This window comes from Nocardia sp. Tas62D01, assembly GCF_055232035.1.
In genome coordinates this window covers 8,196,772-8,222,385 of sequence record NZ_JBUYUZ010000001.1, presented here as the reverse complement: position 1 = coordinate 8,222,385, position 25,614 = coordinate 8,196,772, and the positions used below count along the sequence as shown (strand labels likewise).

The window sequence follows — 25,614 nt, the reverse complement described above, 5'->3', positions numbered from 1 at the left end:
GGTCGACGATCTTTCACGGCGGTTGCCCAACTGGTGGGCGTCGGTGCGCACCATGTCGGCCGGCACGTGCACGTCGGCCGGGTGGCTCTTGGTGCCGGCCGAGACCCAGTGATCGACACCGCGTACGCGGCCACCACGCGGGCGCCGATCCATGTGCTGATCACCCTCCGTGAACAGATCACCGATCTGCAGGGGCAGGTGGCGGGGCATTCGAGCACCGGTCATCAACGTGACCGGGGATGGCTCGGCTGTATCGGTGCCGTATGGGAATCACTCGTCGGATTTGCTCGGCTGTGCGCCGGGTCCCGGCTGGAGACCGGGCGGTTGTGTGGGCGATGTCGTCGGCGTCACCTGCGTAAGCCGGGTGATCGCGATCGCGGCATTGTGGATCGCGTCGATCACAGGTGCGGTATCGCGGGTCGCGGTAATTCCCTCGAGGAGCAGTTCGTCCCTCATGTGCCGGATGAGGGCGGTTTTGGCGATGCCGAGGACCGCGAGCAGGACCGACAGGCCGACAGCGACACCGTGGTACTGCGTGGGCGCGAGACTGATCAGCGCGATGATCGCGGTTGTGGTGGTGATCATTTCGCCTACCCCGGTGACGGCGGCCTTGTAGTAGGGGGTGATCCGGATCATTACGCACCCACTTTCGCGACGAGCCGGTTGACAAGGGTGATGAGGGTCGCGTTCTGGCTCTGCAGGGCGGATAAGGCTCCTTCGGCGCGGGCGACGCGGCCGTCCAGCCATGACAGCAGTTGCCATACCGGCATCGGCACGTTCGGGCCGTTGCTGCCGTCGGGCGCCACCAACTGGCCCTGGGCGTTGTATTGGGTTGGGACCGTGGCGTTGAGCCAGTCGGGCGGCAGCGTGTTGGGCATGGTGTCCTCTTTGGGTTCGGTCACCGACCATTGGCCGTAGTCGCTGACGGTGGCTTCGTTGATGTCGCATTGGACGCCGTCGACGGTTTCGTAGCCCAGGCTGTTGCGCTGGATGATCCGCGCTCGCGGGTCGAGGTTGCCGCCCGACCATGCCTCGGTCTGCCAGCCCCATTTCGCGACACCGGCATCGAGGGCGCGCGACAACGGCCAATAGCCTGCGTAGATGCCGGTGTGCGCGACGCCGATCACGGACCCGGCACCGGTGAGGTAGGCGTTGATGGTGTCCTGTTGTTCCGGGGTCGCGTCGAAATCGACCGAGAAGTAGATGGGTCGGCTCGGTGATCCGCCGCAGGCGATCACTCGAGCGAGGGCGGCTTCCGCGTCGGTGATGCCCCGGGGGTAGCCGCCGAGTGCGGCGTCGGCGGTGGTTTCCCAGTTGGAGACGATGTCGATGCCGTTGGCACGCAATGCGGCGGCCTCGGCGGGCAGCAGCAGCTTGCCTGGGAGATTCGGGCCCCCGTCGGTCAGATAGCGGCAGACAAAGCTGTATCCGGCCGCGGCGATGGCGGCGGGGTTGGGGCGGCCCCCCGCGTAATCAAGACCTCTGGGCATGAGCGTCCTCCAATGACGTCGGTGTAGCCGCCCGCCGGCAACAGCAGGCCCCCGTCGATGGGTTCCCACATTGGTGGGCCCGTACGGGCTTGACCGTGGGACCGGGTCATATCGGTCCTCTGCACCGTGGGGTGCCGACTCTTGTGATGGGGTGGCTACATTCAGTAACGCCCCGACACCGGTACCCGGGCAATGAGTCCCCGGATCCATCTTCGGATGAACCCAGATCCGGACCGTTCGGCCTGATCTGGCGAAAGCTGATAATCCGGCACCAAGGCCCGAACAGGCTGATGACGGGAAGCTGTTGCGAGACAACCGAATAACCGACCGGTCTTGCTTCCGCGTGCGGTGATCGAGGCGGGGCTGATGCATCGAGTCGCCACTCTTGCCGACAATCGATTGCGCGCTCGCGGCTGACCGCGCGCGAGTTGGAGGTCGCCGATCACATCGCTATCGGCTTGGGTAGCCATGCGATCGCCGTGATCGTCGGGCGAACCGATCGGTGCACAACATCCTGGAGAAGCTCGGCGCGACTCAGCGCGCCGACGTAGCGGAGCCCCTCGGGGGCTGAATCCGATCCCTCCCGGACCCACCCGGCCCGCAACTGCTTTGACCGATCGGTCCGGATCCAGGTTCATCCGAAGATGGATCCGGGGGTTCATTGCCGAAGTGCCTCGGCTGGAGGGTTACTGGATATAGCGGTGTCACGACAAGATCGGCATCCGCTGCAGGATAACCCCTTTCACCCTCTCACCGTTTGGCGGTAGACCCATGGCACCTGTTATCACTACCCTTACACCCAGTTCGGGGCCCGTCGCGGGTTTCAACTCTGTGGTGATCACCGGCTCCGGTTTCAGCGGTGTCGGTCCGTTGACCGTGCGGTTCGGCACGACGGCAACCACATTCACCATCGACTCCAATACCCAGATCACGGCCATCGCCCCGCCTGGGACGGGCACGGTGAACGTCACCGTCACTGCAAATCTGGACGGCACGAGCAACCCGCTGCCCTACATCTATGGCCCCGGCCTCGTCTATGCCAGCGATGGCGTCAACCCCGGCACGGTGTATTCGATGCCGGCAACCGGTGGCATAGCAACCCCCGTGGTGACCGGCCTGAATGCGCCTATGGGTCTCGCCCGCGTCGGTAACACCCTCTATATCGCCGAATTCGGGGCCAACAGGGTGGTGTCGGTGCCGGCAACCGGCGGCCCGGTAACCCCCCTGGTGACGACCGGTCTGTCGGGCCCTATCGGTGTCGCCGTTTCCGGTAGCACCCTGTTCATCACCGACAGCGGCAACCTGAGGGTGGTGTCGGCGCCCATCGGCGGCGGTAGCCCCACCTTGGTCGCCACCGTCGCCACCGGCGCATTCGGTGTCACGGTTTAAGCCTCAGGAGGACTACTGAATTATTCGCGTGTCGTCCCCGGCCAGCCTGTGGCTGGCCGTGGACAATCGTGTGATGCGGGTGCGGGTGCGCTGAATTCGCTGGCGATCTGGGGGTTGAGGTCCAGGCACCCGGAATCCGGCGCTAGCCGAATGAAACCGCCTCCGGCCAGGCGTTTTAACTGTCGGGAAGACCGAAGTCGTGAAATCCGGCGCTAAGCGGACGGAAACTCCGATCACCGGCCGGGGTGCGAATCATGCTGCTGACACGCGCAGAGTCCTGCTACAGGCGTGTGCTGGGAACATCCCGAGTCAGCGGCTGCGCCGGTGCGCTGGCTGGGATAGCGGAAGCCGAGATGGAGATCGCTGCCCGCAAGATCGATGAGCTCCGCCACGGCGGTCGCGCCCCTTCCGCCAACCCCGACCAACGACCAGACGATCGAGGACCTGCTGCGCAGCATTGACGACCTCGTTCACCGTGCGGTCATGGGCGATGCGCTCAACAAGCGCCAAGTAGCCCGGAATTTTCTTGTCGTGTCGGTTGTCATCGTGTGCCGAACCTCCGCCGCCCTGCCGACATTGGTACCGCGATGGGCGACATTGGCGTGCGGGTACCGCCCGCCGGTCGCGGCGAGCTGCACGCTGACCGATAGCGCCCGATGCCAAGCATCGCGGGACCTGGAAGCGGCCGGACGCAGTGAACTAGATCCTGCTCGATCTCTTCCGGGCCCGAGGTGACCACGCCCTCCTGTAACGGGTAGTTTGCTAAGGTCGATAACGCTCGGGAGATTCGATCCGGGTTAGACGGATTACGAGCGTTTTCTCTCGATACACAGTGCGAGTAACCAGTGAGGTGAAATGAGCACCAATCCCTTCGACGACGAAACCGGCCGGTTCTTCGTTCTGGTCAACGACGAGGAGCAGCTTTCCCTGTGGCCGACCTTTGCCGAGATCCCGGACGGGTGGAGAGTCGTGTTCGGCGAGGACAGCCGGACCGCCTGCGTCGAGTACGTCGAGAAAAACTGGACGGATATGCGGCCGAAGAGTCTGCGCGATGCAATGGTCGCCGACGCCGCGGTACGGCAGGCCGTCCAGTCCTGACCTGCGGTATCGGATAGTGCGCAGTAGCGGTTCGGCCTGAGCTAATCGCTCGCATCGGATTTAAGGAAACCAGGGACCCGCCTCTGGGAGAACACCGTCACCGTGACCGGCACCAACCTCGCCCAGACGACCGCGGTGCTGTTCGGCACGCCACCCACGGCGTTCACCACCATGTCCGACAACCACATCGTTGCCGACGCCCCACCCGGGGTCGCCGGACCGTCAATGTCACCGTCAGTACTCCCGGCGGGACCAGCGCCGCGCAAATCTACGCCCGACTTCTCCCGCCTGCCATCTAGCTCGATCATCAACCTCGAGGTCTCGCCGTTAGTAGTTCAGTTGTCAACTGCCGTTGCGGATCTCGACGTCGATCGTGCTGTGGTAGGTGTTGCGGTCGACGTGGCCCTCGGCACGGTGTGCGCGTTTGACGACGCAGGGGTGATGCGGGTGCGTCCTTCCGGCGCAGGATCGCTGCGGGCCTCTGTCACGCCACCACCACACACCGCCTGGCCACTAGCCCCTATCCCAACCACCCGTCACTCAGTACTTTTGTCTCGGTGCGCGCGGCAGCTTCAGCCCGGCGGTAGCGATCAGTTCGCGCATGATCTCGTTGACACCGCCGCCGCCGTAGGTCACCACCAGGTTCTGCTTGGTGCGCCGATCCAGCCAGACCAGCAAGTCGGCGGTCTCGGGCTCGGCGGGATCGCCGTAGCAGCCGACGATCTCCTCCGCGAGCAGGCCCGCCTCCTGCAGCGCCTCGGTGGAGAACACCTTCGTGGCCGCGGCATCCGCGATGACGCCCGCGGGATCGCTGGCCTCATTTTCCGAGATCGCGGCGACCTGCCAGTTGAGCAGCTCGTTGAGCCGGACCATGGCGTGCATGCGGCCCAGCGATCGCCGCACGTCGGCCTCACCCAACGCTCCTCGCCGGTGCGCCCACTCGCGCACCCGGTCGTAGAGCTGCTCGATCTTGCCGGACGGGCCCAGGCTCACCCGCTCGTGGTTGAGCTGGGTGGTGATCAGCTTCCAGCCGCCGTTCTCCTCGCCGACGAGCATGTTCGCGGGCACCCGGACGTTGTCGAAATACGCCGCGTTGATGTGATGGGCGCCGTCGCAGGTGATGATCGGCATCCACGAGTAGCCCGGATCCGTGGTGTCCACGATCAGGATCGTGATGCCGTGGTGCAGGGACTCGACCGTGCCGGTGCGGCAGGCCAGCCACACGTAGTCGGCCTCGTGCGCGCCGGTGGTGAAGATCTTCTGCCCATTGACGACCCAGTCGCCGCTCGCGTCGCGCACCGCGCTGGTCCGCAGCGCCGCCAGGTCGGTCCCGGCCTCCGGCTCGGAGTTGCCGATGGCGAAATGCGCATCGCCGGACAGAATCGCGGGCAGAAACTTCTGCTTCTGCTCCTCGGTGCCGAACTGCTGCAGAGTAGGTCCGACCGTCATCAGCGTCACCAGCGGCAGCGGCACATCGGCCCGGGCCGCCTCGTTGTAGAAGATCTGCTGTTCGACCGGCCCGAAGCCCTGCCCGCCGAACTTCTTCGGCCAGCCCACACAGAGCCGGCCGTCGCGGCCCATGCGCCGCACCACCGCGCGGTAGGCGTCGCCGTACCGGTTCACCGCCATCTCGGCTTCCTCGTCAGGAGTGACGAGATCGGCGAAGTACGAACGCAATTCATCGCGTAGCCGGCGCTGTTCGACGGTTAGGTCGATTAGCAACTGGCCCCCAATTGACCCAGCCGGAACGACGCGCCACCGAGCCAGCGGGCGATGTCCTTGGCCTGTGAGTAGTAGCGATGCAGTGGATGGGTCATGTCCACACCGATGCCGCCGTGCAGGTGATGGCACTTCTGCATGGCCGTGGGCAGCGCCGAGGCGACCTCGTAGGCCAGCACCTCGAGGTCGTCGTCGACGCGCTCGCGATGCTCGGGGCTGTCGTCCTCTTGCGCCAGCGCCCAATTCGCCGACAGCGTGATCGCGTGCAGGGTGCGTGAGATGACGTAGATGTCGGCGATCAGCTGGGACGCCGCCTGAAATTGCGCGAGGGGCCGTCCGAACTGATGCTGGGTGCGCACATGTTCGGCGGTCAGCGTCAGCACGCCCTTCAACAGCCCATCGGCCACCGAACCGATCGATGCCAGCGCCAACCGGTGCAGTTCCGGGATACCGCCGGGCAACAGTTGCTCTGCCGGGATCACCACATCGTTGAAATACAGCGAGAATTCCGGCACTCCGGTCGAGGACGGGCTCTTGACGCGGCCGATACCCGGCACCTCCGCATCCACGACGGCGAGCCCGGAATCGGTCGGCACCAGAATCCACCCGGCCAGGTCCGCGTATGGCACGCCGACCTTGTGACCGCTGATCCGTACTGTGCCGCCATCGGTGACCGCGGTGGTCTCCGGCTTCACGGCGAACGGCGCACCCGGTTCGTTGAGCGCCGCGGTGAGCACCGCACCCTCGGCGACGGCCGGAAACACCTTCTCTGCCAAGGCCTCCGGGGCGATTCGCACCAGCGGCAGCGCCCCGAAGCCGAGCGTCGCCAGCGCCGGCACCTGGACGGCGTCGGTGGCTAACTCTGTCAACATGGCGGAGACCTCGAGCAGTCCCAGACCCTCTCCGCCGTAGCGTTCCGGCAGGGCCACCGACAGCAACCCGCTGCCGATGATCTGGGGCCACAGCGCGATATCGCGGGCGCTATCACGTTCCAGCAAACTTACGACAACTTCAGCGACAGCATTCTGGCTGTCATCCCTGGTGAAGTCCAATTCAATGCTCCCGATCGAGGTGTGGACGGATGTACGACTCGCGCAGTAATCCGAGAACCCGCTCACGGGCAACAGTCAACAGGATTTCCTCGGCACCACCAGCAACCAATAAACAGTGCGTGAGCAGTAAGTTTTTCGCCACATTACGCTCCTGAGCGCCAGCAACACCGGTAGGCGCGTCGGCGAGTTAGGTGAGTTCGGCGAGTTCGGCGAGTTCGGCGAGCGCCTGCCGATGCCGCACCCCCCGTCAGTTGGCGGACGCTGCTCCGCGGGGCCGGGATCGGATCCGGAACATCAGAATCGCTTCTAGCAACAATTCGGCGACAGCTTCGTCAACAAGGGGTCGAGCCGGTCGATGGCGAGTGTGGGGGTCGCCGTAGCATCGGCGGAAAAAACAACGGAAATGCTGGTCAGAGGCGGTCTTTCGCGCTGAAAGGTGTGGCGCTCGGGTCTACCTCGGCGTCACATCCAGCGGGCATTCGAAGTGCGTCAGAATAGGCCGCCCACCAGGTATTTCCTGACGCCTGTCCAGCGGGCCCTGAGACTTCGGATTGACATCCGATGATCCGAGCCGCGTCATATCCGCCCGAAATTCGGCGAATTCTACGGGAACCCCGCAGGGCTCCGGCGTTGTCGCTTAAGCTGCTTCTGACCAGCTGTTTTTTGGTTTCATTAGCAGGTGTATGCCTCTATCTGGGCTGAACGCGGTGGTGCGGCAGGCCTCGGCGATGTTGGTGGCTCCGTCGAGACGGTGGAGGTTCATCGCGGTGTTTCTGAGCGTGGCCGCGACTTGGGGAGCATGGCCGGTGCGCAGAGTGCTGAGGTCTTCGCCGTAGGTGACATCACGGACCCAGTGGACCGAATTCTCGATTCCCCAGTGTAGGCGCAACCATTCGGCTATCTTCCTGGGTGTGGCGTGTTCGAAGGGCAGGCTGCACACGGCGTAGACGGTCTCGAAGGTCCGCTTGCCGGTGCTGACCAGGACGCGTTCACGGGTGACTTCGATGATCTGGCGGGCGTGGGGGAACCCGAGTCCTCGTGTCACGGTGAGGACTTTGAAGGTGCGGGTCTCGATACGGCCGTGGCGTGGCTTGTCGTCGCTGTCGGTGCACACCACCGGCACCGCGGCCCAGGGCTGGGCTTTGATGCGGGTCAGCAGGCCGGGCTGGTTGGATTTTACGGTCATCAGGTAGTGCGATTTCAGCTTTCCGCAGATCAGCTTCGCCGTCGCGGTCTGCGTGTGCATAGCATCGATGGTCACCAAAAGCGTTGTGCGACTGAATAATTGCAGTAATTTCCGGACCGTTGGGATCTCATTGGTCTTCGAGGCGACCGCCAACTGGCCCAGGACCAGGCGGGTGTGGTGGGCGAACATCGACACCAGGTGCGGTGCCCGGCCACCACCCAACCGTGCACCTCTCACGGTCTTGCCGTCCAGCGCGACGGCCATCAGCTCCGTAGTGGTGTCGACCGTGGCGGCTATGCCGGCGAAGTAGTCGCCCAACCGTTGGTCCAGGTCGGCGGCGTCGAGGCGGGCCATAATCGTGCGCAACGTCTTCTCGCTCGGGCGTCGGACCCGGATGCCCAACTGCGCCAACACTTCCGTCGGCGCGGTACGGGTCCAACAGGCGATCCCGGCCACCGACCGCATCCCGGCCGCGGTGGCCAGGATCATGATCGCCAACAACGCGGTCAACGGGTAGCGGACCCCGCGTGGATCGCGGGGGTCGGGCACCGTCCCCAACATCTGTAGCAAACACGGCTCGATCACCCGGTCCTGCGGTAGCGGCGACGGTGCCGGTTCGACGCGCCGACGGGTCAACACCTCCACCACGGGCTCGGCAAGCGATACTGGACCAGCGGACACGGGCGACTCCGGAAATCGATTCAGGCGTAGGAACCTTCATCGTCACCGAGAAGCCCGTGTCCGCCTCGCATCCCGAACCGGCGTGTCGCGCAACCGGTTTCCGCAGCTCATGACCTAGACCCCGACAACGCCGGAGCCCTGGGGAACCCCGAGCTGCGCCGCCACTTCCGCGAGCCGCTCATCTTGATCTGGGACGGATTGTCGGCGCACCGCTCCAAGGACATGAAGGCCTGGCTCGCCGGCCAGGCCGACTGGCGCCACGTCGAACCCCTGCCCGGCTACGCCTACGACCTCAACCCCATCGAAATGGTTTGGGGCAATCTAAAATCCAGCGAACTGGCCAACCTGCGCCCCGACACCATCGACGAAGCCCACGCCGCCGCCGAAGCCGGTCTCGAACGCGTCGGCAGCAGCTACGACCTGTGCTTCAACTTCCTCGACCATGCCGGACTTTCCTTATGACCAGAACTCACTTTATTACCGAAAGATCTTTAGATGGAGAACCAGCGGCAGAAAGCCTACCCGAGAAGATATGACAGACCCACCCGGCCAGGGCTCCGGCGTTCTCGTTAAGCGGCCTGTGACCTGGGCGTTTGTGGGTTGAGGAGATGGATTCCGCGGTGGGGGTCGAAGGCGGTTTCCCGGTTGGCTTCGGCGATGTTGGTGGCGCCGTGGAAACGGTGAAGGTTGAGCACCGTGTTTCTCAGGGTCGCCATGACCTGCGGTCCGCTGCGTGCGGCTACTGTCGAGCGATCCTCATCGAACGTCACATCGCGGACGTAGTGGATAGAATTCTCGATGCCCCAGTGCGATCTGATCCAGAAGGCGATCTGTGCGGGCCGGGCCTTGTCGAAGGGCAGGCTGCAGATCGCGTAGACGACCTCGTAACTGGTTTTTCCGGTGGCGATTACGAGGCGTTCGCGGGTGATGCGGATGATCTGTTTCGCGTACGGCCACTTGATGCCTCGGGGTGCGGCGATGATCTGGAAGCTGCGGTGTTCGTCGCGTCCGTGGCCGTGGCTGTCATCGGTCGCGCAGACCGGGACGCGAGCCCAGGGCAGGGCGGTGATCCGGGCCAGCAAACCGCACTGGTTGGCCTTGACGACCATTATGTAATGCGATTTCAGGGTCCGGCAGATCAGTTTCGCGGCAGCTGTCTGCGTGTGGAGGGCGTCGACGACAACCAGCAGCGGAATACGCGGGAATTTCTTGAGAAGTTTTCTCAAACAAGGTATTTCGTTGCTCTTGGCGTCGATGGCGAGCTGGCCCAGCACCAGACGGGTGCGGTGTGCGTACATCGACACCAGATGCGAAGCCGCTGCTTTGGCCTTGCGGGCACCTTTGAGACATCCCAGGGCTTAGCTTGTCAAGCTGCGGCTTGTTGATCTTGGGTGTGGTGTGTCCAGGCGGTGGTCTCGTTGTAGAGGGTTCCGGATTTGAGGCAGCCGTGGAGGATGCCCACGAGCCGGTTGGCGACCTGACGCAGGGCGGCACGGTGGGCTAGGCCGCGGGCGCGTTGCTTGTCGTAGTAGGCGCGGGCTCCCGGCGATACGTTGAGCGCACTGAATGCTTGGGCCATCAGCGCGTCGACGAGCCGGTCCTGGTGCACGAACCGGGCCGCGACGACCTTCATTTTCCCCGAGGCGCGGGTGATGGGGCTGGTCGCGGCATAGTTCTTGCGGGCCTTGGCGCTGGCGTAGCGGGTGGGGTCGTCCCCGAACTCGGCGAGCACCCGGGCGCCGAGGATCTTGCCCAGTCCTGGCTGGGACAAGATGATCTCAGCGGCCGGGTGCCGGCCAAAATGGGCCTCGACCTCCCCTTGCAGGACTTTCACCTGCTCGTCGAGGGTGGCCAGGACCGCGACCGCGGCGCGGGTCCCTGCCGCGTAGGCCGCCGCGATGACCTGGTTGCGGCCCAGCTGCTCGCTGCGCAGGATTGCCTGGATACGGGCGGCTCTAGCGTCGAGGTCGCCGCGGCGGCCGGCCCGCTTCAGCGCGGCCCGGATCTGGTTGAGCGACAACCGCGCCGCGGCGGCCGGGTCGGGTGCCTTGCCGAGCAGCTCCAGGGCGTCGGGAGCGTCGAGGTCGTCGAACGCTTCCAAAGCGGCGGGGAAGTACTCCCGCAACGCGTACCGTAACCGCTGCGTGTGGCGGGTGCGTTCCCAGATCAACGTTTTATGTGCTCGCGCAACAACTTTCACCGCTTCTGCGGCGGGACTGTCCCCGGCGACCGGACGCAACTGGTGCGCGTCGGTACGGACCATGTCGGCAAGGGTATGCGCGTCGGCGGCATCGCTCTTCGCACCCGAAACGCTGCGGCGTTCCCGGAACCGGGCCGCCTGCAACGGGTTCACCGCGTACACCGTGTAGCCGGCCGCGATCAACGCCGCGACCCACGGGCCACGATCGGTTTCGATCCCGATCCGTACCTGCGCGGCATCGGCGTCGTCGCCGAGGTGTTCACCGATCATGGCGTGCAGCCGGGTGATCCCGGCGATCCCTTCCGGTAATCGAGCCTTGGCCAGCCGTTTCCCGGCCTCATCCATCAGCTCGACATCGTGGTGGTCCTCGGCCCAGTCATCACCGACCAGCAGCACAGCTGTTCCCTCTTCATCGTTGTCGGACACCAAATCCGGCAGCGTGCGGGAGAACGTCGGCGACCTAATGAATCGGTGCTCACGCCGTCATGCGGCAGGCACGACATCCCATCAGCGATCCATTTCTCCCGGCCGACCGGCAGGGGCACGATCTCAAAGCAGGACTCGAAGTCCGGGGCCAATCAGTGCTCACCTACCAGCCGCTACCAGTAGCGAGTCTGCCCGATCGACCGACCCGCTACATCTCATTAGGGTCTTGCCGTCCATCGACACCACCAGCAACTCTCCGTTCCCGCCGGCGGTCACGGCCAATTCGGCGAAATACGCACCCAATCGGCGGTCCAGATCGGCAGCATCCAGGCTCGACAAGACTCGCCGAAAGGTCCTCTCCGAAGGACGACTTCGGCGTTGATGCCCCAACCCGGCCAACACCTCCGGTGGTGCGGTGCGGGCCCAGCAGGCAAACCCCGCATAGCCGCGCATCCCGGCCGCGACGGCCAGGATCGCCATCGCCAACAACGCCACCAACGGGTACCGCCTGCCACGCGGATCTCGGGGATCGGGCACCGATGCCAGCACCTCGAGGAACTCCGAATCCACTACATCCACCCTGTCGGCAACCTGCCAGCGATCCAGGGTTTCGGAAGTGGGCGCGACAGGCGATACTGCTACAGCGGGCACGGACGACTCCAGTGACGTTCTTGTGTGGTAACTCGATCCTCACAGAGTCATCCGTGCCCGCCCACACGAAACACCAAGAGCCACGCCCTAATTCACGCCGACTCCCCGCAGGTCACAGACCTGCCAGTCGAGAATGCCGGAGCCCTGGGTCTTTGGCCGGTTTCCAGTTGTTGCTGGGCCGATGATCGGCGAGTAGGCGTCTCGGCGGGTGTTGCCGTGTAAGCATTTCCCCTCGTGCGATCCGACAACTACTCCGCTGAGCCGCTTGGTCTTTGGCGACTGCACCGATGCAGCGTCCGCCTCGACTGGTCAGGCATTGTCGCCCAGCTCGGCCTGTCCGATGGGTTGGACATCGCTGCGTTGCTTGCGAGGAACGACACTGTCGACGGGCAGGAGTTCCTGATCAACACTGACGGCCGCGTCGTTGTGGAGGTCAACGAGTTCTTCGCATCGCGGCGGATGCGTAACCGTCGGCGGGGAACGCGCGAGAAGTACGCCCGCGGGCTGTGCGTGTGGTTGGGTTACCTGGATGCCGTTGGTCGGTGTTGGCGTGAGGCGCTGTCCGAAGATGTGGACGCTTTCAAGTTCTGGCGCATGACCGACGAGGCCAACCCGATGCGCGTTGCTGGCTCGTCGGTGGCCGACAATATCCAGGCGATCAGCGCCTTCTACGAGTGGGCGCAGGAGCTAGACTGGCTGCGCTCGCGGAACGATCAACTATGCGCGCGCCGGTTGGGCGGGAACGCGAGAAGGGAGCGAGGGTGGAGCCCGCACTGGTGCAACAGCTCGTCCTCCAACTCCATCAGGCCCGCTCCGCAGCCATAGACCGCCGAGCCGGTGCTGGAGTACCCGATCAGGTCCTGCAGGATCTGACCGTCGCCATCGCCCCCGCCGTCGCGGTCTTCGCCGACCTGTTCCCAGCAGATGACGATCCCGGAGGCGACAGCGATCACAGCCCCCTTGATCTGCTGGTATTCCTCGCCGAATACGCCGCCGCCGCTGCGCAGTTCATCGAACTCACCTACAACAGCGCCGATCCTGCCCGCGACGAGGCGATCGCGCAGGCCCGCGCCTCACACCGAGAGATCCTCGCCGCAGCACACGCCGCCGCCTACCGCACTGCCTCCCGCGCCGGTCTACCCAGCACCTCGCGCGGATGGCTGTTACGTTTCGACGCCTACCTTCTCAGCGGCGACGTCGCCGCGGCGCACACGATGCACCCGCACTCGCCCATGCCCGAGGCGATTCGCGACCAGATCATGAACGCCGCGCACATGCTGGTGCAGCAGGCGCACAACATAGTCACCACCACAGGCGATTTCGCGACTGGCACGGACTACAGCTGGCTGCTGGGCGTCGCGGCACGCGCCGCGCGGGCCTGCCGCGACCACCCCATCGCCGCGCAATGGCGAGCCGAGGCCCGCGCTCACGCAGTGAGCGATGTCGACCTCCTGATCGATCTGCTTCTGCCCGAACTCGATGCCTCCACCTGGGATACACACCATCTGCTGACCCACGGCCATACCCTCAACACTGTATTGGAGCAGGCATCGGAACCGATGTACAGCCCGCGCCGTGCCGGATGGGTCGCGCGCACCACGCAGGTCTACCGCGGCGCCATCGCGGCACTCGCCACCCATGATGACCAGACCGTGCGGCGGGCCGCTGCGCAATGGTCGCGGCTGCTGGGCAGCTGGTGGACTCACACCAGCGCCCCCGCACCCGGCGTGACGCTCTGCCACACCCTGATCTACGACCGCCAGATCATCGCCGTTTTCGAAGACCACGACAATGTCGAGACCATCACTGCTCCAATCGATCTCGCCCCGCTACGGCTGCTCGCCGACACCAGCATCGACCCGCCGTCAGACCCAATCCTGGTGTTCAAGCCACTGCGCAAGGCACTCGGCAAGGAACTGGCCGACATCCTTGCTGGCCTCGCCGCCCGGCCGCGGTCACGGCTCAACCCGCTCGACATCACCGCCTGGATCCCGTGGCTCGCCCTCCCTTTTGACGGGCGATCGCTCGCCGCGCACGGCGACATCGCCTGGTACAACTCGCATCCCCCGCGCACCGCCAACACCGACGACGGCCGCGAACCCAGCGACCGGCCGCAGCTGCTGGTCATCGATACCGACTTCGACGCGCCCAAGGCGCTGACGCGGCCGTTCCAGCAAACACCCAACATCATCCTAGGTTTCAGCGGCAGCACCGACATCCAACCGCTACACATCGTGGCCCTGTCCACTGCCTTGCGCGACTGCACCCAGGTGGTGTTCTTCTGCCACGCCGGCAGCGAGCCATTCGACCAGCACCAAGCAGGGATAAAAGCCTCCGCCACGACTACGATCAGCCTCACCGAGCTCAGCCAACTCGACCTGTCCCATGTACATACAGTCGTGGTCATAGGATGCGAGACCGGGCGCTCAAACACCTTCATCCCCGCCACCTCCATCGCTCACGCGCTGGCCCGCGCCGGTGTCAGCATCGTTGTGTTCACCCTCTGGGCAATCACCGCACGCACCGCCGGCCCGACGTTTCTCCGTCAGCTGCATGCCGAAATCCGCAGCAACGGTAGCGATCCCGCAATCGCGACCCGCGCGGTGATTGCCCAGGATCCGACCAACATGATGGCGTTCGCGGTCATGACAAGCTGACTAATTCCGCAGTGTGAAGTAGAACCGGCCCTGCAGCCGGACAGCAACTTCGGGCGTCAACTGCCGCCAAGGGGCCGCAGCCAAGCAACATCTGGCTCCGTCCGCGAACTGTGACGTCAGTTGTTCGCGAATCGTGGCGACGTGTCGCCACCTTCGCCTCCTCAGAGGTGTTCACGAACGTCGACGGCAGAGCTCCGGCCAAGGGCTCAGCCGAGCATCCGGCAGTTATCTGGAACGCGCGGTAATGCCGATGAGCGGGTGCTTGGGTTCTGGGCCGCGCCGGCCAGTCCGATTCAAGGTTCCGATTGCCGTTGTCTTGCAGGAAGCCACGGGCGACACCGGCTGCGATCAGGAAGGCGATCCCAGGGCGGCCGAGTATAAGGTCGGCTACGGCTGGTGCGGGTTCGTGGAGCGGAGCAGATCGAGCACGCCTCGGACGGAGTCGAGTTGTTCGTCGGTGATGGGGTCGGGACTGAAGTGCATGAGGCTGTTGCGGAGGGCGACACAGGTTTCCAGTGCCTTGAGGAAGACGGTCTGGTCGGCGGCCCAGCCGATGGTGTTCCAGTTACGGCTGTCACGAAGCAGGTAGGTATAGGCGCCGAAGGAAAGGTCGGCAGCGCAGTGGATCTTGTTTTTACGTTGGGGGTTGGCGGCGCGGATCCGGTCGACGGGGATACGGGCGTCGACGATGCGGCGGAGGCGGCGCTCGATTTCCTCGACGACCACGAACGGTCGCACCCGTAGGCCGAACTGGGCTGTGAGGTCGGCGGAGGTGACGATCCCGCACGTTTTGTGGTCGCGATCGCGGACGAAGATGTAGCCGGTACACCGAATTTCGTCAATCCAGTCGAGCAGGTCGTCGGAGCGGTCGGCTTCGCGTGCTGTCACGGTCGCCGTATCGAGATTGATGGTGGTGGCCGACATGCGGGCGCGGCCGATGGATTCCCAGCTGATCGCTCCGCGCAGCCGGCCTTCGGTGTCGAGGACCGCTAGCTGGCTGTAGCCGCGCAGCGTCATGACTGTCATGGCGGATTGGAGGTTGTCGCCGACGTGCACTGCGGCAGGGATCCGGTTGGCGGAATCAAGGTTACCGACCTGGTAACCGACCGCTGGAGTGTGGCTAGTGATGGGTCCCGGCCGGAATATCCTGTCGACCGTGGCATCTGCGAGGTGGTGTGCGTCGTCGGTGCCGACGCCTGGTTCGTCGTAGACGGGAAGGACGGCGACCAAGGGGTCAAGGTTGTCTTCGGTGAATGAGGAGATCGTCGTGTCCATGCCTTGACGGTGGACCGGCGATCCGTTCGGTTGCATTCGGAAGCCGGAATTCGTTGAAAAAACCAGCGTGCACGCGATGCCCGCGGTTACCCTCCGAACACAACCGAACAGTGCGCTGCTGGCAGAACGAGGCATGGTGAAGATCGATCCGGAAGGCATCACGAACCGTATGGAACTCCACGCGGCCGTGAAGCAGATGCACAGAGCCGATGGCCGCAGCTTCCACCAGCTTGCTGCCGATGCCGGTATCGGCAGCTCAGCGACGGTCCATGGCATCATCGAGGGAAACTCATTCCCGCGCCGGTCAACCCTCAAGGCGATGCTCACGGCGTGGGGCATCACCGGTCAGACCGAAGTGCAGGCATGGGAGCAGGCATATGAGCGAGCCCGTAAGGACTCGGCACCGGGTCCCGGTCGGCCGCTGTCCGAGATCACCGATCCATTCGAACTCGAGGTCCATCAGCTGATCGACCCGGATCAGATCGTCGATCTCGCGGTCCTGCCCCCCTATGTGCCGAGAGCCCATGACGGTCAGCTCGCGGGGGTGGTGCGGCAAGCCATCGACGGTGAAAGTTCCATGGCTGTGCTGGTGGCAGGATCTTCGGCCGGCAAGACGCGGGCGCTTTGGGAGGCATTGGCACCCCTGCGCGACACGGGCCGGTGGCGGTTGTGGCACCCGTGGGATCCGACCCGCCGTGAGGCGTTGGACCTACTCGAACAGGTCAAACCTCACACGGTGGTGTGGTTGAACGAAATGCAGGAATATTTTGGTGGTGAAGACAGCGCTGATGAGCGCGTCGCGGTAGCGCTGAAAAAACTGCTCACCGACACCAGCCGAGGACCGGTACTGGTCTTGGGTACGTTGTGGCCCGACCATTACGCGCAGCTGACACGTAAATCGATATCGGTGCGACAACTCCTGGAAGGCAAAATTATAAATGTACCAGAAGATTTCACCGGCGAAAGCCTGTCAGCTTTCCGTAATGCTGCCGTCACCGATCCACGGCTTGCCATGGCGGCAGCACATGCCGAAGATGGGCAGTTCACCCAGTTCCTGGCCGGAGGGCCGGAACTGGTCGATAAATATTTGAATCGGTCCTCTCCTGCCGCCAGAGCGATCATTGACCTCGCGATGGATGCACGTCGGATGGGTCATCGCAACGCCCTGCCGTATGCATTATTGCAAGATGCAGCACCCGCTTACATGAAGGACGCCGAATTTGACCAGATGGTGGACAATTGGCTTGAGCAAGCGTTAGCCGAGACCGGCGAACAGTGTAAAGGTGCCCGAGGCCCTCTCACTCGGATACGAACCAAGCACCGGCGCGCAGGCCCGAAGGCCTCCACCCGTGGTGAGGCCGCCACCCCGCCGGCAGGGAACGAGCCACTATTCCAGCTCGCCGATTACCTCGATCATTTTGGTCGTGACCATCGGGCTGATCGGATACCACCTGTCTGTTTCTGGGAAGTCATCGCGGAATGCTCTCACCCTGAGGACATGTACGATCTCGGCAATGCTGCAGCCACTTATGGCAGGGCTCCGGCGTTGTCGGTCTGCAAGCCGGTGAGCTGCGGTAATTAGCTGTGCGACACGCCGTTTCGGATGCGAGGCGGACACGGGTGGCTCGAGGAGGATGAAGGTTCCTTAGGCCAGAATCTTCCCCGGAGTCGCCCGTGTCCGTCTGTTCAGTATCCCTTGTCGAGCCCGTTGTGGAGGTGTTGGATCGACGGCGCGTCGAACCGGAAACCCACACGGTCGCACCGTGTTTGCTGGAGGTGCTGAAGACGGTTCCCGACCCGCGTGATCCCCGTGGAATCCGGTACCCGTTGGTGGGGTTGCTGGCGATCATGATCCTGGCCACGGCGGCGGGGATGCAGTCGGTGGCCGGGTTCGCCACCTGGGTGCGTACCGCGCCACCGGAAGTGTTGGCAGAACTGGGCATCCGAGTGCGTCGCCCGAGCGAGAAGACGTTGCGAACCCTCATCGCCAGACTCGACGCCGCGGATCTGGATCGCCGGTTGGGTGACTATTTCGCCGCCGTGGCCGCTGCCGCGGACTCCGGCGGACTGATGGCGGTGGCCCTGGATGGCAAAACCGTGCGCGGGGCGCGCCTGGGCGGGGGCCGCGCACCGCACCTGGTGTCGATCTTCGCCCACCACGCGCGATTGGTCCTCGGCCAGCTGGCAGTCGCCGCGAAGTCCAACGAAATCCCCACGGTGCGAAAGCTTCTGAAGGCAATGAACCGGACCGGGCTCATCGCCACGATCGATGCGATGCACACGCAGGTCGCCACGGCGAAACTGATCTGCGGGCAGCTCAAGTCGCACTATTTGATGACGGTGAAGGCGAATCAGCCCAAGCTGTTGGCTCGCATTATCGCCCAGCCGTGGGCCGAGGTCCCCATCGCCCACCGTGACGCCGACGCCAAGCCATCGCACGGCAGGATCGAGACCCGCACCATGAAGGTGCTGAGCGTGCCGCGCGGGATCGGGTTTCCCTACGCCCGCCAGATCATGCAGATCACCCGCGAACGCGTCCAGGTCACCACCGGGAAACTGACGGTCGAGACCGTATACGCCATCTGCAGTGTCACCTTCGAGCAAGCCAAACCCCGACAGTTAGCCGAATGGTTGCGAAACCATTGGGGAATTGAGAATGCGATCCACTGGGTCCGTGATGTGACCTACGACGAAGACCGCAGCACCCTGCGGACCGGCACCGCTCCGCAAGTCGCCGCGACGCTCCGAAACACGGCGATAAGCCTTCACCGCATCGATGGTGCCGCCAACATCGCCGAGGCCTGCCGGACGACAGCCTTCTCACCGAACAGAGGCCTCCACCTGCTGACGAACACCCAAAACCCTTGGTCGCAGGCTAGTTAGGCGACAACGCCGGAGCCCTGCCACTTATGGTCTCGATCGTGATGCCGCCCAGCTGTGGAAGAATGCTACTCGCCATGGCGCTCACCGTGCTCCCATAGAGCTGATCAATACCATGCATCGGTTGAACCCGGAGGATCGGCGACCGGGCTCCTGGATAGTTGAGAACTATCCCATCGGAGACTCCGAGTACGCGGGAGAACTGCTCGAAGCACTCTGGTGCAGCGGAGGAAAACTCGAAGCTATTACCGTTGCCAAACGAATTGCGGAAACTATCAGCCCGGACGACTTGCACCACGTTAGTAGTATCGAGATCGAGGCAGCTCTGGAAGCATTTCATGGAGCAGGTGCTGGAGCTCACGTTTCCGAGCTTGCATGGCAGGCGGTAGTCGACCTAAAGGACTTTTATGATCGATATGGGGAGTTCGCCCTCTTCGAACTAGTTGATGCCGGTAAATTATCTGCAGTTTTGCGCAAAATTGGCGCACACGATCAGATGAAGTTTCTGGCTTTCATCCTCGAAATCGGTGCCGCCAACTTCCACAGAGCCGATACGGCGGGATCCCGGTTCATTGCTCGGGATGCCGTCGAACTGATCGAAGCATTACATGCTGCCGATGCAGATTCTCGGGCCTCCGAGCTGGCCGAACGTATTATCGGCCAAATTGATATCAGTGATTGGCGCACCACTGCCAGGCTGTTGAAGGTGCTGGGAAAAATTGGCGCACACGCATCCATAATAACGATAACCGAGCACATCAGCGCCAGCAACTGCTCGGCCAGCTATGTGGCCGAACTATTTAAGGAACTCCATAGCATCGGAGGTGATGCCGCTGTTTCCGCACTGGCTGATTGGGTCTGCGCAGGCGTTAATCTAGATATCGACGCCAACATAATGGCTATTGCCGAGGCTGCTGAAATTCTGGCAATAATTCACGACATCGGAGATGTGGTACACGCCGACAACCTGATTGACCGCATCACAGCACGGGACGATTGGCTCTGGGCGCCTGGCGCATCCGCTCTACTCGGGGCACTTTACAAAATCGATGCAAGTACGCGGGCATCTGCACTTGCGGACAAAGCCGCCCAACTCGATCAGTACGAACCGGCCGAGATGGCGAAAACCTTGCACGAGATCGGAAAACACGAAGCCGCGGTCGCGTTAGCCACACGATCAGCGAACGCGGTGAATCCTGCTGGCCCGTCCCCAATGAATGAGACCGCTCGGTATTAGAGTCCTGTTGGCCCTGGTAGGGGCCAGAAGGGACGATTGGGATCATGGCTGGAGGACGGAAGCGGCATTCCGCGGAGGAGATCGTGCGGAAGCTGCGCCGTGCCGATGAGCTGGCCGCGGCCGGTAAGTCGGGCGAGGAGATCGCCGCAGAGCTGGAAGTGTCGGCGGCGACGTTGTACAACTGGCGCCGCTCTTACGGCGGTATGGATACCGATGCGGCGAAGGAGCTCAAGGAGCTGCGGGAGCAGAATTCCCGGCTCAAGCGGCTGCTGGCCGAGGCGGAGCTGGAAAAGGACGCCCTGCGGGAGATCAGCCGGGGAAAATTCTGAGCCCAGCGTCCAAGCGCCGTGCCGTCGACATGCTCACAGCAGTGAAGGGCGTGTCGGAACGGTTCGCGTGCAAGGTCGTTGGGCTTGCTCGTTCGACGTATCGGCGGCTGCCCCTCGCGCAGACCCCGGATGATCCGGACGCCGGTTTGCGGGCCTGGCTGCGCTCGTATGCTACGAAGAACCCGTGTCACGGGTTCCGGCGGGCGTGGGCGCGGTTGCGGTTCGACGAGGGCAGCTCGGTGAACAAGAAGAAGGTGCATCGGCTCTGGCGGGAGGAAGGGCTGCAGGTGCGTGAGCACCAGCCGCGTAAACGGGCCGGCGTTTCGTCGATGCCGCCGGTCGATGCGGATGCACCGAAGGTGGTGTGGGCGTTGGATTTTCAGTTCGATTCCACCATCGACGGCAGAGCGGTGAAGATCGCGTCGATGGTCGATGAACACACCCGTGAATCACTATTGCATCTGGTTGAACGCTCGATCACCGCCGAGCGGCTCGTCACCGAGCTCGAGAAGGTCTTCACCACTCATGGTGGGTCGCCGACGGTGTTGCGGATGGACAACGGGCCGGAAATGATTTCCCATGCGCTGCAACAGTTTTGCGCAAACCGGGTCGGGATCATCTACATCCCACCGGGCACGCCGTGGAATAACGGATTCGTCGAATCGTTCAACCGTCGGCTGCGCAAAGAATGCCTCGACCGGAACCACTGGACAAGCCTGCTCGAAGCCCGCGTCGTCATCGGCGACTACAAGGTAGACCACAACCGACGACATCGACATTCGGCGCTGGGCTATCTGACCCCGGCCGAGTACGCTGCCCGCTGCAGCCACAGCCACCACCCGGTGGCCTGCGGCATCAACTGAATACGGATCGAAAACAACCTGGCTCTAAAACCGGGTGGTTCCGTCATCGGGGACCGGTCACTGCCGACGAGCGCGATATACTCGATATGGCAAACATCCTGTCTGCCCTGCATGAAATAGGGCAGGATGCCGCTGCCTCCGTTCTTGCTGCGCGAGCTGTCAACGAAACCAACCTCAGCAGCTCGATTTATCTTTCTGACATCATTGCCCTACTCAATGTCTTGCATGACATTGGACAAGGAACTGCTGCTTCCGCCCTCGCGGTGCGGTTCGCCAACGAGGCCGATCTCGGTGACCCGATCGAAGATCGATGGTACTTACACCAGCTAGTCGACACGCTCTCTTGTAGCTATTCACCTGGGGTGGTGAGGTTTTCGGTGGTCGGTGTGGTATGCGTGCGTGGTTATGGGGCGGCTGCGGGTGTGAGGGCAGGCGGTAGCCACGGACCGGTGGTGAACAGTTGGGTGAGGGCGTCGAGTTTGTCGAGGCCCCATTTATGGGCGGTGTCGAGGTAGGAAGTGACGATCGCGAAGTCGGTGATTCCCTGCAGGGTTCGCCATGCTCCACCACTGGTTCGTTGCTGTATTTTGACTGGTCGGAGCGTTCTTTCGGCTTCGTTGTTCGAAAACGGGACGGTCAGGTCGGTCGCGAACCGCAAGATCATGTCTTCGTAGCGGGTGAACCGGGCCACCAGCTTGCGGGCGTCGGCGGCCAAGGTAGTTTTCCGGTCACGGTTGTCGTCGCGGCCCAGCCCGATCGCACCGGCGTAGGCGCGGCGGATCCCGGTGAGGGTGTCGGCGTCGAGAGCCGATGCCTCAGCGGCGCGGGCCCGGCCAGCGGCGGTGTGGGCGTCGAGCAGGCAGTCGATCATCGCTTTCGCCCATACCTGCCCGGCTGGATCGGCATCGTGGATCGACCGCAAGTCGCGCAGCAGGTGCGCACCGCACCACGCGTGGGCCGCTTTGAGGTGCGCGTACCCGGCGTAGCCGTCGCGGACCAGTACCCCGGTGAACTCGCCGAGCACACCACCGGCATCAATATCGTCGGCGGAGCGGCCACCGACGTGCATCAACGTCAGATAGTCGGTGCAGGCGACGTGCACGTACTTCAACTCCGCGGCGGCGCGGCCGGTGGTTTCGTCGGCATGCAACACCGGCGCGGTGGCCAGCAGAGTTCGCATGTGGACGGAGAACTGTCGTTCCAGCAGCCGCGCGGCGCGGCCACGCACCCCTGCCAGCCAGCCGGTCGAAATATCGAGGCCGCACAGTGCGACGAACAGATCCCGGCTCCGCCCGATCGGTAGGTAATGCCCGCAGGTCAGCAACGCCGCCCGGGCCAGAGCCACCGGCCCGATCCGCACCGGCGACCCCGCCGCCGCGATCACCGCGACATGCTCGGGTGCCGCATCGGCCCAGTCACCGGCAGTCACTGTCCCGCACCCGCATTCGCGGGCGATACGCCGATACTCGGTGATCACCGGCGCCGCCGCCGGTGCCGTGTCCACGACCTGGCGGCGTTCGCAGGCGACCTCGGCGGCACCGTCGAGCGAACACGAACACCCCTGGCAGCGGGGCGGTTCCAACCGGATCGTGTGGTTCGGGTCATCGTGCAGTGGCCGCGACGTGCCTGCCGAGCCTTTCTGCTTACCCGCCGACCGCCCCGACCGGGTCCGCGACGACCGCTTCTTGGCCGGTTTCTTGTCATAGGGCGAGTCCGACCCCGACGACCACCCCGAGTTCGACGAATCCGCAGCCAACCGCCGCTCCAGCACTGCGATCCGATCCGCCTGCGCCGCAGCCTGTTCGGACTGCGACCCCACCAGCGCCTTCAACTCTGTGTTCTCCGAACCCAACTCCACATTCGCGGCCCGCAACTCCGCATTCGCGGCCCGCAACTCCGCATTCGCGGCCCGCAACTCCGCGTTCTCGGCCAGCACCACCCTCACCTGCGCCGTCAACTCGGCCACCCGCTCAACGAGCTGCTCAACCGACGACGCTCCAGACACCCCGCCACTATGCCCGACAGGCCATCACAATCCAACCGACACGCCATCAAACCCCAGGGCTCCGGCGTTGTCGCCTAACTAGCCTGCGACCAAGGGTTTTGGGTGTTCGTCAGCAGGTGGAGGCCTCTGTTCGGTGAGAAGGCTGTCGTCCGGCAGGCCTCGGCGATGTTGGCGGCACCATCGATGCGGTGAAGGCTTATCGCCGTGTTTCGGAGCGTCGCGGCGACTTGCGGAGCGGTGCCGGTCCGCAGGGTGCTGCGGTCTTCGTCGTAGGTCACATCACGGACCCAGTGGATCGCATTCTCGATTCCCCAATGGTTTCGCAACCATTCGGCTAACTGTCGGGGTTTGGCTTGCTCGAAGGTGACACTGCAGATGGCGTATACGGTCTCGACCGTCAGTTTCCCGGTGGTGACCTGGACGCGTTCGCGGGTGATCTGCATGATCTGGCGGGCGTAGGGAAACCCGATCCCGCGCGGCACGCTCAGCACCTTCATGGTGCGGGTCTCGATCCTGCCGTGCGATGGCTTGGCGTCGGCGTCACGGTGGGCGATGGGGACCTCGGCCCACGGCTGGGCGATAATGCGAGCCAACAGCTTGGGCTGATTCGCCTTCACCGTCATCAAATAGTGCGACTTGAGCTGCCCGCAGATCAGTTTCGCCGTGGCGACCTGCGTGTGCATCGCATTGATCGTGGCGATGAGCCCGGTCCGGTTCATTGCCTTCAGAAGCTTTCGCACCGTGGGGATTTCGTTGGACTTCGCGGCGACTGCCAGCTGGCCGAGGACCAATCGCGCGTGGTGGGCGAAGATCGACACCAGGTGCGGTGCGCGGCCCCCGCCCAGGCGCGCCCCGCGCACGGTTTTGCCATCCAGGGCCACCGCCATCAGTCCGCCGGAGTCCGCGGCAGCGGCCACGGCGGCGAAATAGTCACCCAACCGGCGATCCAGATCCGCGGCGTCGAGTCTGGCGATGAGGGTTCGCAACGTCTTCTCGCTCGGGCGACGCACTCGGATGCCCAGTTCTGCCAACACTTCCGGTGGCGCGGTACGCACCCAGGTGGCGAACCCGGCCACCGACTGCATCCCCGCCGCCGTGGCCAGGATCATGATCGCCAGCAACCCCACCAACGGGTACCGGATTCCACGGGGATCACGCGGGTCGGGAACCGTCTTCAGCACCTCCAGCAAACACGGTGCGACCGTGTGGGTTTCCGGTTCGACGCGCCGTCGATCCAACACCTCCACAACGGGCTCGACAAGGGATACTGAACAGACGGACACGGGCGACTCCGGGGAAGATTCTGGCCTAAGGAACCTTCATCCTCCTCGAGCCACCCGTGTCCGCCTCGCATCCGAAACGGCGTGTCGCACAGCTAATTACCGCAGCTCACCGGCTTGCAGACCGACAACGCCGGAGCCCTGCATCAAACCCCAAGGGGGACAGCTGAATAGCTACGCTCTCTTCACTCCACAGGATCGGCGCAGATGCACAGGCCACAGCATTGGCGGAACGCACGGCTCACCTTGACCACCTCAAATTGGATACACCGGTCGGGATGAGCCTCGCATGCGACTTGTTGAAGGCATTGAGCCAGGTTGGGGCGGTGACCGTAGCAACCAAACTTGCCGAACATGTTTCCATCGGCTGTCCAAACATCGAAAAGTTGAAACTTGAGCGCGACCACGATGCGCACTCTATTAATTCATATGTGATTGATTTGCTTAAGTCACTTGAGGAAGCTGGAGAATTTACTCATGCGGCCGTGCTGGCTGCCAGGTTGGTCGGCGATATCAATGATATGGACATCGATTACCAGGACGACTACTACATCGATTTACTGGAGACACTGTACGAAGTCGGTCCGTGGGATTCGTTTATCTATTTTGCGAGAAAGTGCGCCACACGACTGACTAGGTCTGTGCGGTCAGTAGACCGGAGCCGTTTTCCATTCGGCCGGGAGCCAGACGGTCGACCTGCCGAACCATGGGGATGGGATGATTTGACCTAACCGGCGGAGTGCGTGTTGTCTGAAACCTCGCGACTCGCTGGCCTGGCCTGCGAACGTACGGAAAGACCGCCGGACATTCAGCCGATGAGGCCAGAGGCACAGCGGTTCAGAACGAACCGCTCATGCCGCTGGGCGGGCGTTCGCCGCAGCCCGCCAGGCGATGTCGTTGTTCGTGAACACTGCCTTCTGCCGACTGACGGTGCCGTCGAGATTCGTGAACAACTGCCGTCAGAGATGACGGACAAAACCAAACATCGCTGAATTGGCGAGAGATGGATGGGCGCGGAATCCACCGCCGCGATCGTCGCGACGATACTCGAACCGGAATTCCGGCACCCATGTCTGCTGCCGGATCTGTCGAATCTCATCCTCGTCACCGCACAGACGGGCGATGTTCCATTCACTCGCTTGACCGGTCCCCGATGACGGAACCACCCGGTTTTAGAGCCAGGTTGTTTTCGATCC

The 25,614-nt window shown here is 63.6% G+C and carries 21 protein-coding genes and 2 pseudogenes; 12 read left to right on the top strand and 11 right to left on the bottom strand.

Annotated elements, in window-relative coordinates; all coding sequences use genetic code 11:
• Positions 1-270 precede the first annotated feature (270 nt).
• Both ACV7NQ_RS39640 and ACV7NQ_RS39635 read right to left on the bottom strand, forming a co-directional pair.
• On the bottom strand, positions 271-636 hold the full coding sequence (locus ACV7NQ_RS39640; RefSeq protein WP_463364201.1) for a hypothetical protein: 366 nt from the start codon (positions 634-636) through the stop codon (positions 271-273).
• Complete coding sequence (locus ACV7NQ_RS39635; RefSeq protein WP_463364200.1) at positions 636-1,490, bottom strand: glycoside hydrolase domain-containing protein; 855 nt, start codon at positions 1,488-1,490, stop codon at positions 636-638. The genes ACV7NQ_RS39640 and ACV7NQ_RS39635 overlap by 1 nt, the downstream gene beginning before the upstream one ends.
• Positions 1,491-2,261: 771 nt before the next feature.
• On the opposite strand from ACV7NQ_RS39635, the gene ACV7NQ_RS39630 reads away from it, so the two are divergent.
• The 3 genes and pseudogenes from ACV7NQ_RS39630 to ACV7NQ_RS39620 form a co-directional block, all read left to right on the top strand.
• Positions 2,262-2,879 (top strand): IPT/TIG domain-containing protein, encoded by a 618-nt coding sequence (locus ACV7NQ_RS39630; RefSeq protein WP_463364199.1) that lies wholly within the window; start codon positions 2,262-2,264, stop codon positions 2,877-2,879.
• Between the two features lie 855 nt (positions 2,880-3,734).
• Entirely contained in the window at positions 3,735-3,977 is a 243-nt protein-coding gene (locus ACV7NQ_RS39625) for an MbtH family protein (RefSeq protein ID WP_463359123.1), read from the top strand.
• 102 nt (positions 3,978-4,079) lie between these two features.
• A pseudogene (locus ACV7NQ_RS39620) lies at positions 4,080-4,205 on the top strand (IPT/TIG domain-containing protein); the annotation flags it as partial.
• Between the two features lie 312 nt (positions 4,206-4,517).
• Here the strand turns inward: ACV7NQ_RS39620 and ACV7NQ_RS39615 are convergent.
• From ACV7NQ_RS39615 to ACV7NQ_RS39605, 3 genes are all read right to left on the bottom strand, one after another.
• Entirely contained in the window at positions 4,518-5,699 is a 1,182-nt protein-coding gene (locus ACV7NQ_RS39615; protein WP_463364198.1) for an acyl-CoA dehydrogenase family protein, read from the bottom strand.
• Positions 5,693-6,748 (bottom strand): acyl-CoA dehydrogenase family protein, encoded by a 1,056-nt coding sequence (locus ACV7NQ_RS39610; protein ID WP_463364197.1) that lies wholly within the window; start codon positions 6,746-6,748, stop codon positions 5,693-5,695. The genes ACV7NQ_RS39615 and ACV7NQ_RS39610 overlap by 7 nt, the downstream gene beginning before the upstream one ends.
• Positions 6,749-7,385: 637 nt before the next feature.
• Positions 7,386-8,615: an ISAs1 family transposase gene (locus tag ACV7NQ_RS39605; protein ID WP_463364196.1), complete on the bottom strand. Its 1,230-nt coding sequence runs from the start codon at positions 8,613-8,615 to the stop codon at positions 7,386-7,388.
• Between the two features lie 69 nt (positions 8,616-8,684).
• Between ACV7NQ_RS39605 and ACV7NQ_RS39600 the strand changes: the two genes are divergently transcribed.
• Positions 8,685-9,077 carry a transposase gene (locus tag ACV7NQ_RS39600; protein WP_463365998.1) on the top strand — a complete coding sequence of 131 codons (393 nt, stop codon included), beginning with the start codon at positions 8,685-8,687 and terminating at the stop codon, positions 9,075-9,077.
• Between the two features lie 107 nt (positions 9,078-9,184).
• Here the strand turns inward: ACV7NQ_RS39600 and ACV7NQ_RS39595 are convergent.
• The 3 genes and pseudogenes from ACV7NQ_RS39595 to ACV7NQ_RS39585 form a co-directional block, all read right to left on the bottom strand.
• Positions 9,185-9,961 (bottom strand): annotated as a pseudogene (locus ACV7NQ_RS39595) (ISAs1 family transposase); the annotation flags it as partial.
• 20 nt (positions 9,962-9,981) lie between these two features.
• The gene (locus ACV7NQ_RS39590) at positions 9,982-11,211 is read right to left on the bottom strand and encodes an IS110 family RNA-guided transposase (RefSeq protein WP_463365473.1); all 1,230 of its coding nucleotides are present in this window, start codon (positions 11,209-11,211) and stop codon (positions 9,982-9,984) included.
• A 189-nt stretch (positions 11,212-11,400) separates the two neighbouring features.
• Positions 11,401-11,811: a transposase family protein gene (locus tag ACV7NQ_RS39585; protein ID WP_463361080.1), complete on the bottom strand. Its 411-nt coding sequence runs from the start codon at positions 11,809-11,811 to the stop codon at positions 11,401-11,403.
• Positions 11,812-12,126: 315 nt separating this feature from the next.
• On the opposite strand from ACV7NQ_RS39585, the gene ACV7NQ_RS39580 reads away from it, so the two are divergent.
• Together ACV7NQ_RS39580 and ACV7NQ_RS39575 are read left to right on the top strand one after the other, a co-directional pair.
• Positions 12,127-12,717 carry a hypothetical protein gene (locus ACV7NQ_RS39580; RefSeq protein ID WP_463364195.1) on the top strand — a complete coding sequence of 197 codons (591 nt, stop codon included), beginning with the start codon at positions 12,127-12,129 and terminating at the stop codon, positions 12,715-12,717.
• Positions 12,654-14,549 (top strand): CHAT domain-containing protein, encoded by a 1,896-nt coding sequence (locus tag ACV7NQ_RS39575; protein WP_463364194.1) that lies wholly within the window; start codon positions 12,654-12,656, stop codon positions 14,547-14,549. Before ACV7NQ_RS39580 ends, ACV7NQ_RS39575 begins: the two co-directional genes overlap by 64 nt.
• Before the next feature lie 387 nt (positions 14,550-14,936).
• Here the strand turns inward: ACV7NQ_RS39575 and ACV7NQ_RS39570 are convergent, their stop codons facing one another.
• Positions 14,937-15,824 (bottom strand): CBS domain-containing protein, encoded by an 888-nt coding sequence (locus tag ACV7NQ_RS39570; protein ID WP_463364193.1) that lies wholly within the window; start codon positions 15,822-15,824, stop codon positions 14,937-14,939.
• 133 nt (positions 15,825-15,957) lie between these two features.
• Between ACV7NQ_RS39570 and ACV7NQ_RS39565 the strand changes: the two genes are divergently transcribed.
• The 4 genes from ACV7NQ_RS39565 to ACV7NQ_RS39550 all read left to right on the top strand — a co-directional run bounded on the left by ACV7NQ_RS39565 (position 15,958) and on the right by ACV7NQ_RS39550 (position 21,133).
• A complete protein-coding gene (locus tag ACV7NQ_RS39565; protein WP_463364192.1) occupies positions 15,958-17,406 on the top strand; it encodes a hypothetical protein in 1,449 nt (482 codons plus the stop codon).
• Positions 17,407-17,498: 92 nt separating this feature from the next.
• Positions 17,499-18,707 carry an ISAs1 family transposase gene (locus tag ACV7NQ_RS39560; protein ID WP_463358437.1) on the top strand — a complete coding sequence of 403 codons (1,209 nt, stop codon included), beginning with the start codon at positions 17,499-17,501 and terminating at the stop codon, positions 18,705-18,707.
• Between the two features lie 121 nt (positions 18,708-18,828).
• The gene (locus tag ACV7NQ_RS39555; RefSeq protein ID WP_463364191.1) at positions 18,829-19,941 is read left to right on the top strand and encodes a hypothetical protein; all 1,113 of its coding nucleotides are present in this window, start codon (positions 18,829-18,831) and stop codon (positions 19,939-19,941) included.
• Between the two features lie 44 nt (positions 19,942-19,985).
• Positions 19,986-21,133 (top strand): IS3 family transposase gene (locus ACV7NQ_RS39550; RefSeq protein ID WP_463358517.1). Its coding sequence is split into 2 segments (ribosomal slippage): positions 19,986-20,256 and positions 20,256-21,133, totalling 1,149 coding nucleotides; the frame shifts between segments, so codons are not numbered across the junction.
• A gap of 403 nt (positions 21,134-21,536) precedes the next feature.
• On the opposite strand, the gene tnpC is transcribed toward ACV7NQ_RS39550, so the two are convergent.
• Positions 21,537-23,027, bottom strand: coding sequence for an IS66 family transposase (gene tnpC, locus ACV7NQ_RS39545; protein ID WP_463365536.1), 1,491 nt, complete (start codon positions 23,025-23,027; stop codon positions 21,537-21,539).
• Positions 23,028-23,212: 185 nt separating this feature from the next.
• The gene (locus ACV7NQ_RS39540) at positions 23,213-24,421 is read right to left on the bottom strand and encodes an ISAs1 family transposase (protein WP_463360829.1); all 1,209 of its coding nucleotides are present in this window, start codon (positions 24,419-24,421) and stop codon (positions 23,213-23,215) included.
• A 323-nt stretch (positions 24,422-24,744) separates the two neighbouring features.
• On the opposite strand from ACV7NQ_RS39540, the gene ACV7NQ_RS39535 reads away from it, so the two are divergent.
• Positions 24,745-25,149 (top strand): hypothetical protein, encoded by a 405-nt coding sequence (locus ACV7NQ_RS39535; RefSeq protein WP_463364190.1) that lies wholly within the window; start codon positions 24,745-24,747, stop codon positions 25,147-25,149.
• 276 nt (positions 25,150-25,425) lie between these two features.
• On the top strand, positions 25,426-25,575 hold the full coding sequence (locus tag ACV7NQ_RS39530; RefSeq protein ID WP_463364189.1) for a hypothetical protein: 150 nt from the start codon (positions 25,426-25,428) through the stop codon (positions 25,573-25,575).
• The last annotated feature ends 39 nt before the right edge of the window (positions 25,576-25,614 follow it).

What these genes read in the sequence shown, in the direction of transcription:
- ACV7NQ_RS39640 (WP_463364201.1), bottom strand. Translation starts at nt 636, where the DNA reads ATGATCCGGATCACCCCCTACTACAAGGCCGCCGTCACCGGGGTAGGC.
- ACV7NQ_RS39530 (WP_463364189.1), top strand. Translation starts at nt 25,426, where the DNA reads ATGGGCGCGGAATCCACCGCCGCGATCGTCGCGACGATACTCGAACCG.
- ACV7NQ_RS39630 (WP_463364199.1), top strand. Translation starts at nt 2,262, where the DNA reads ATGGCACCTGTTATCACTACCCTTACACCCAGTTCGGGGCCCGTCGCG.
- ACV7NQ_RS39565 (WP_463364192.1), top strand. Translation starts at nt 15,958, where the DNA reads ATGGTGAAGATCGATCCGGAAGGCATCACGAACCGTATGGAACTCCAC.
- ACV7NQ_RS39635 (WP_463364200.1), bottom strand. Translation starts at nt 1,490, where the DNA reads ATGCCCAGAGGTCTTGATTACGCGGGGGGCCGCCCCAACCCCGCCGCC.
- ACV7NQ_RS39570 (WP_463364193.1), bottom strand. Translation starts at nt 15,824, where the DNA reads ATGGACACGACGATCTCCTCATTCACCGAAGACAACCTTGACCCCTTG.
- ACV7NQ_RS39625 (WP_463359123.1), top strand. Translation starts at nt 3,735, where the DNA reads ATGAGCACCAATCCCTTCGACGACGAAACCGGCCGGTTCTTCGTTCTG.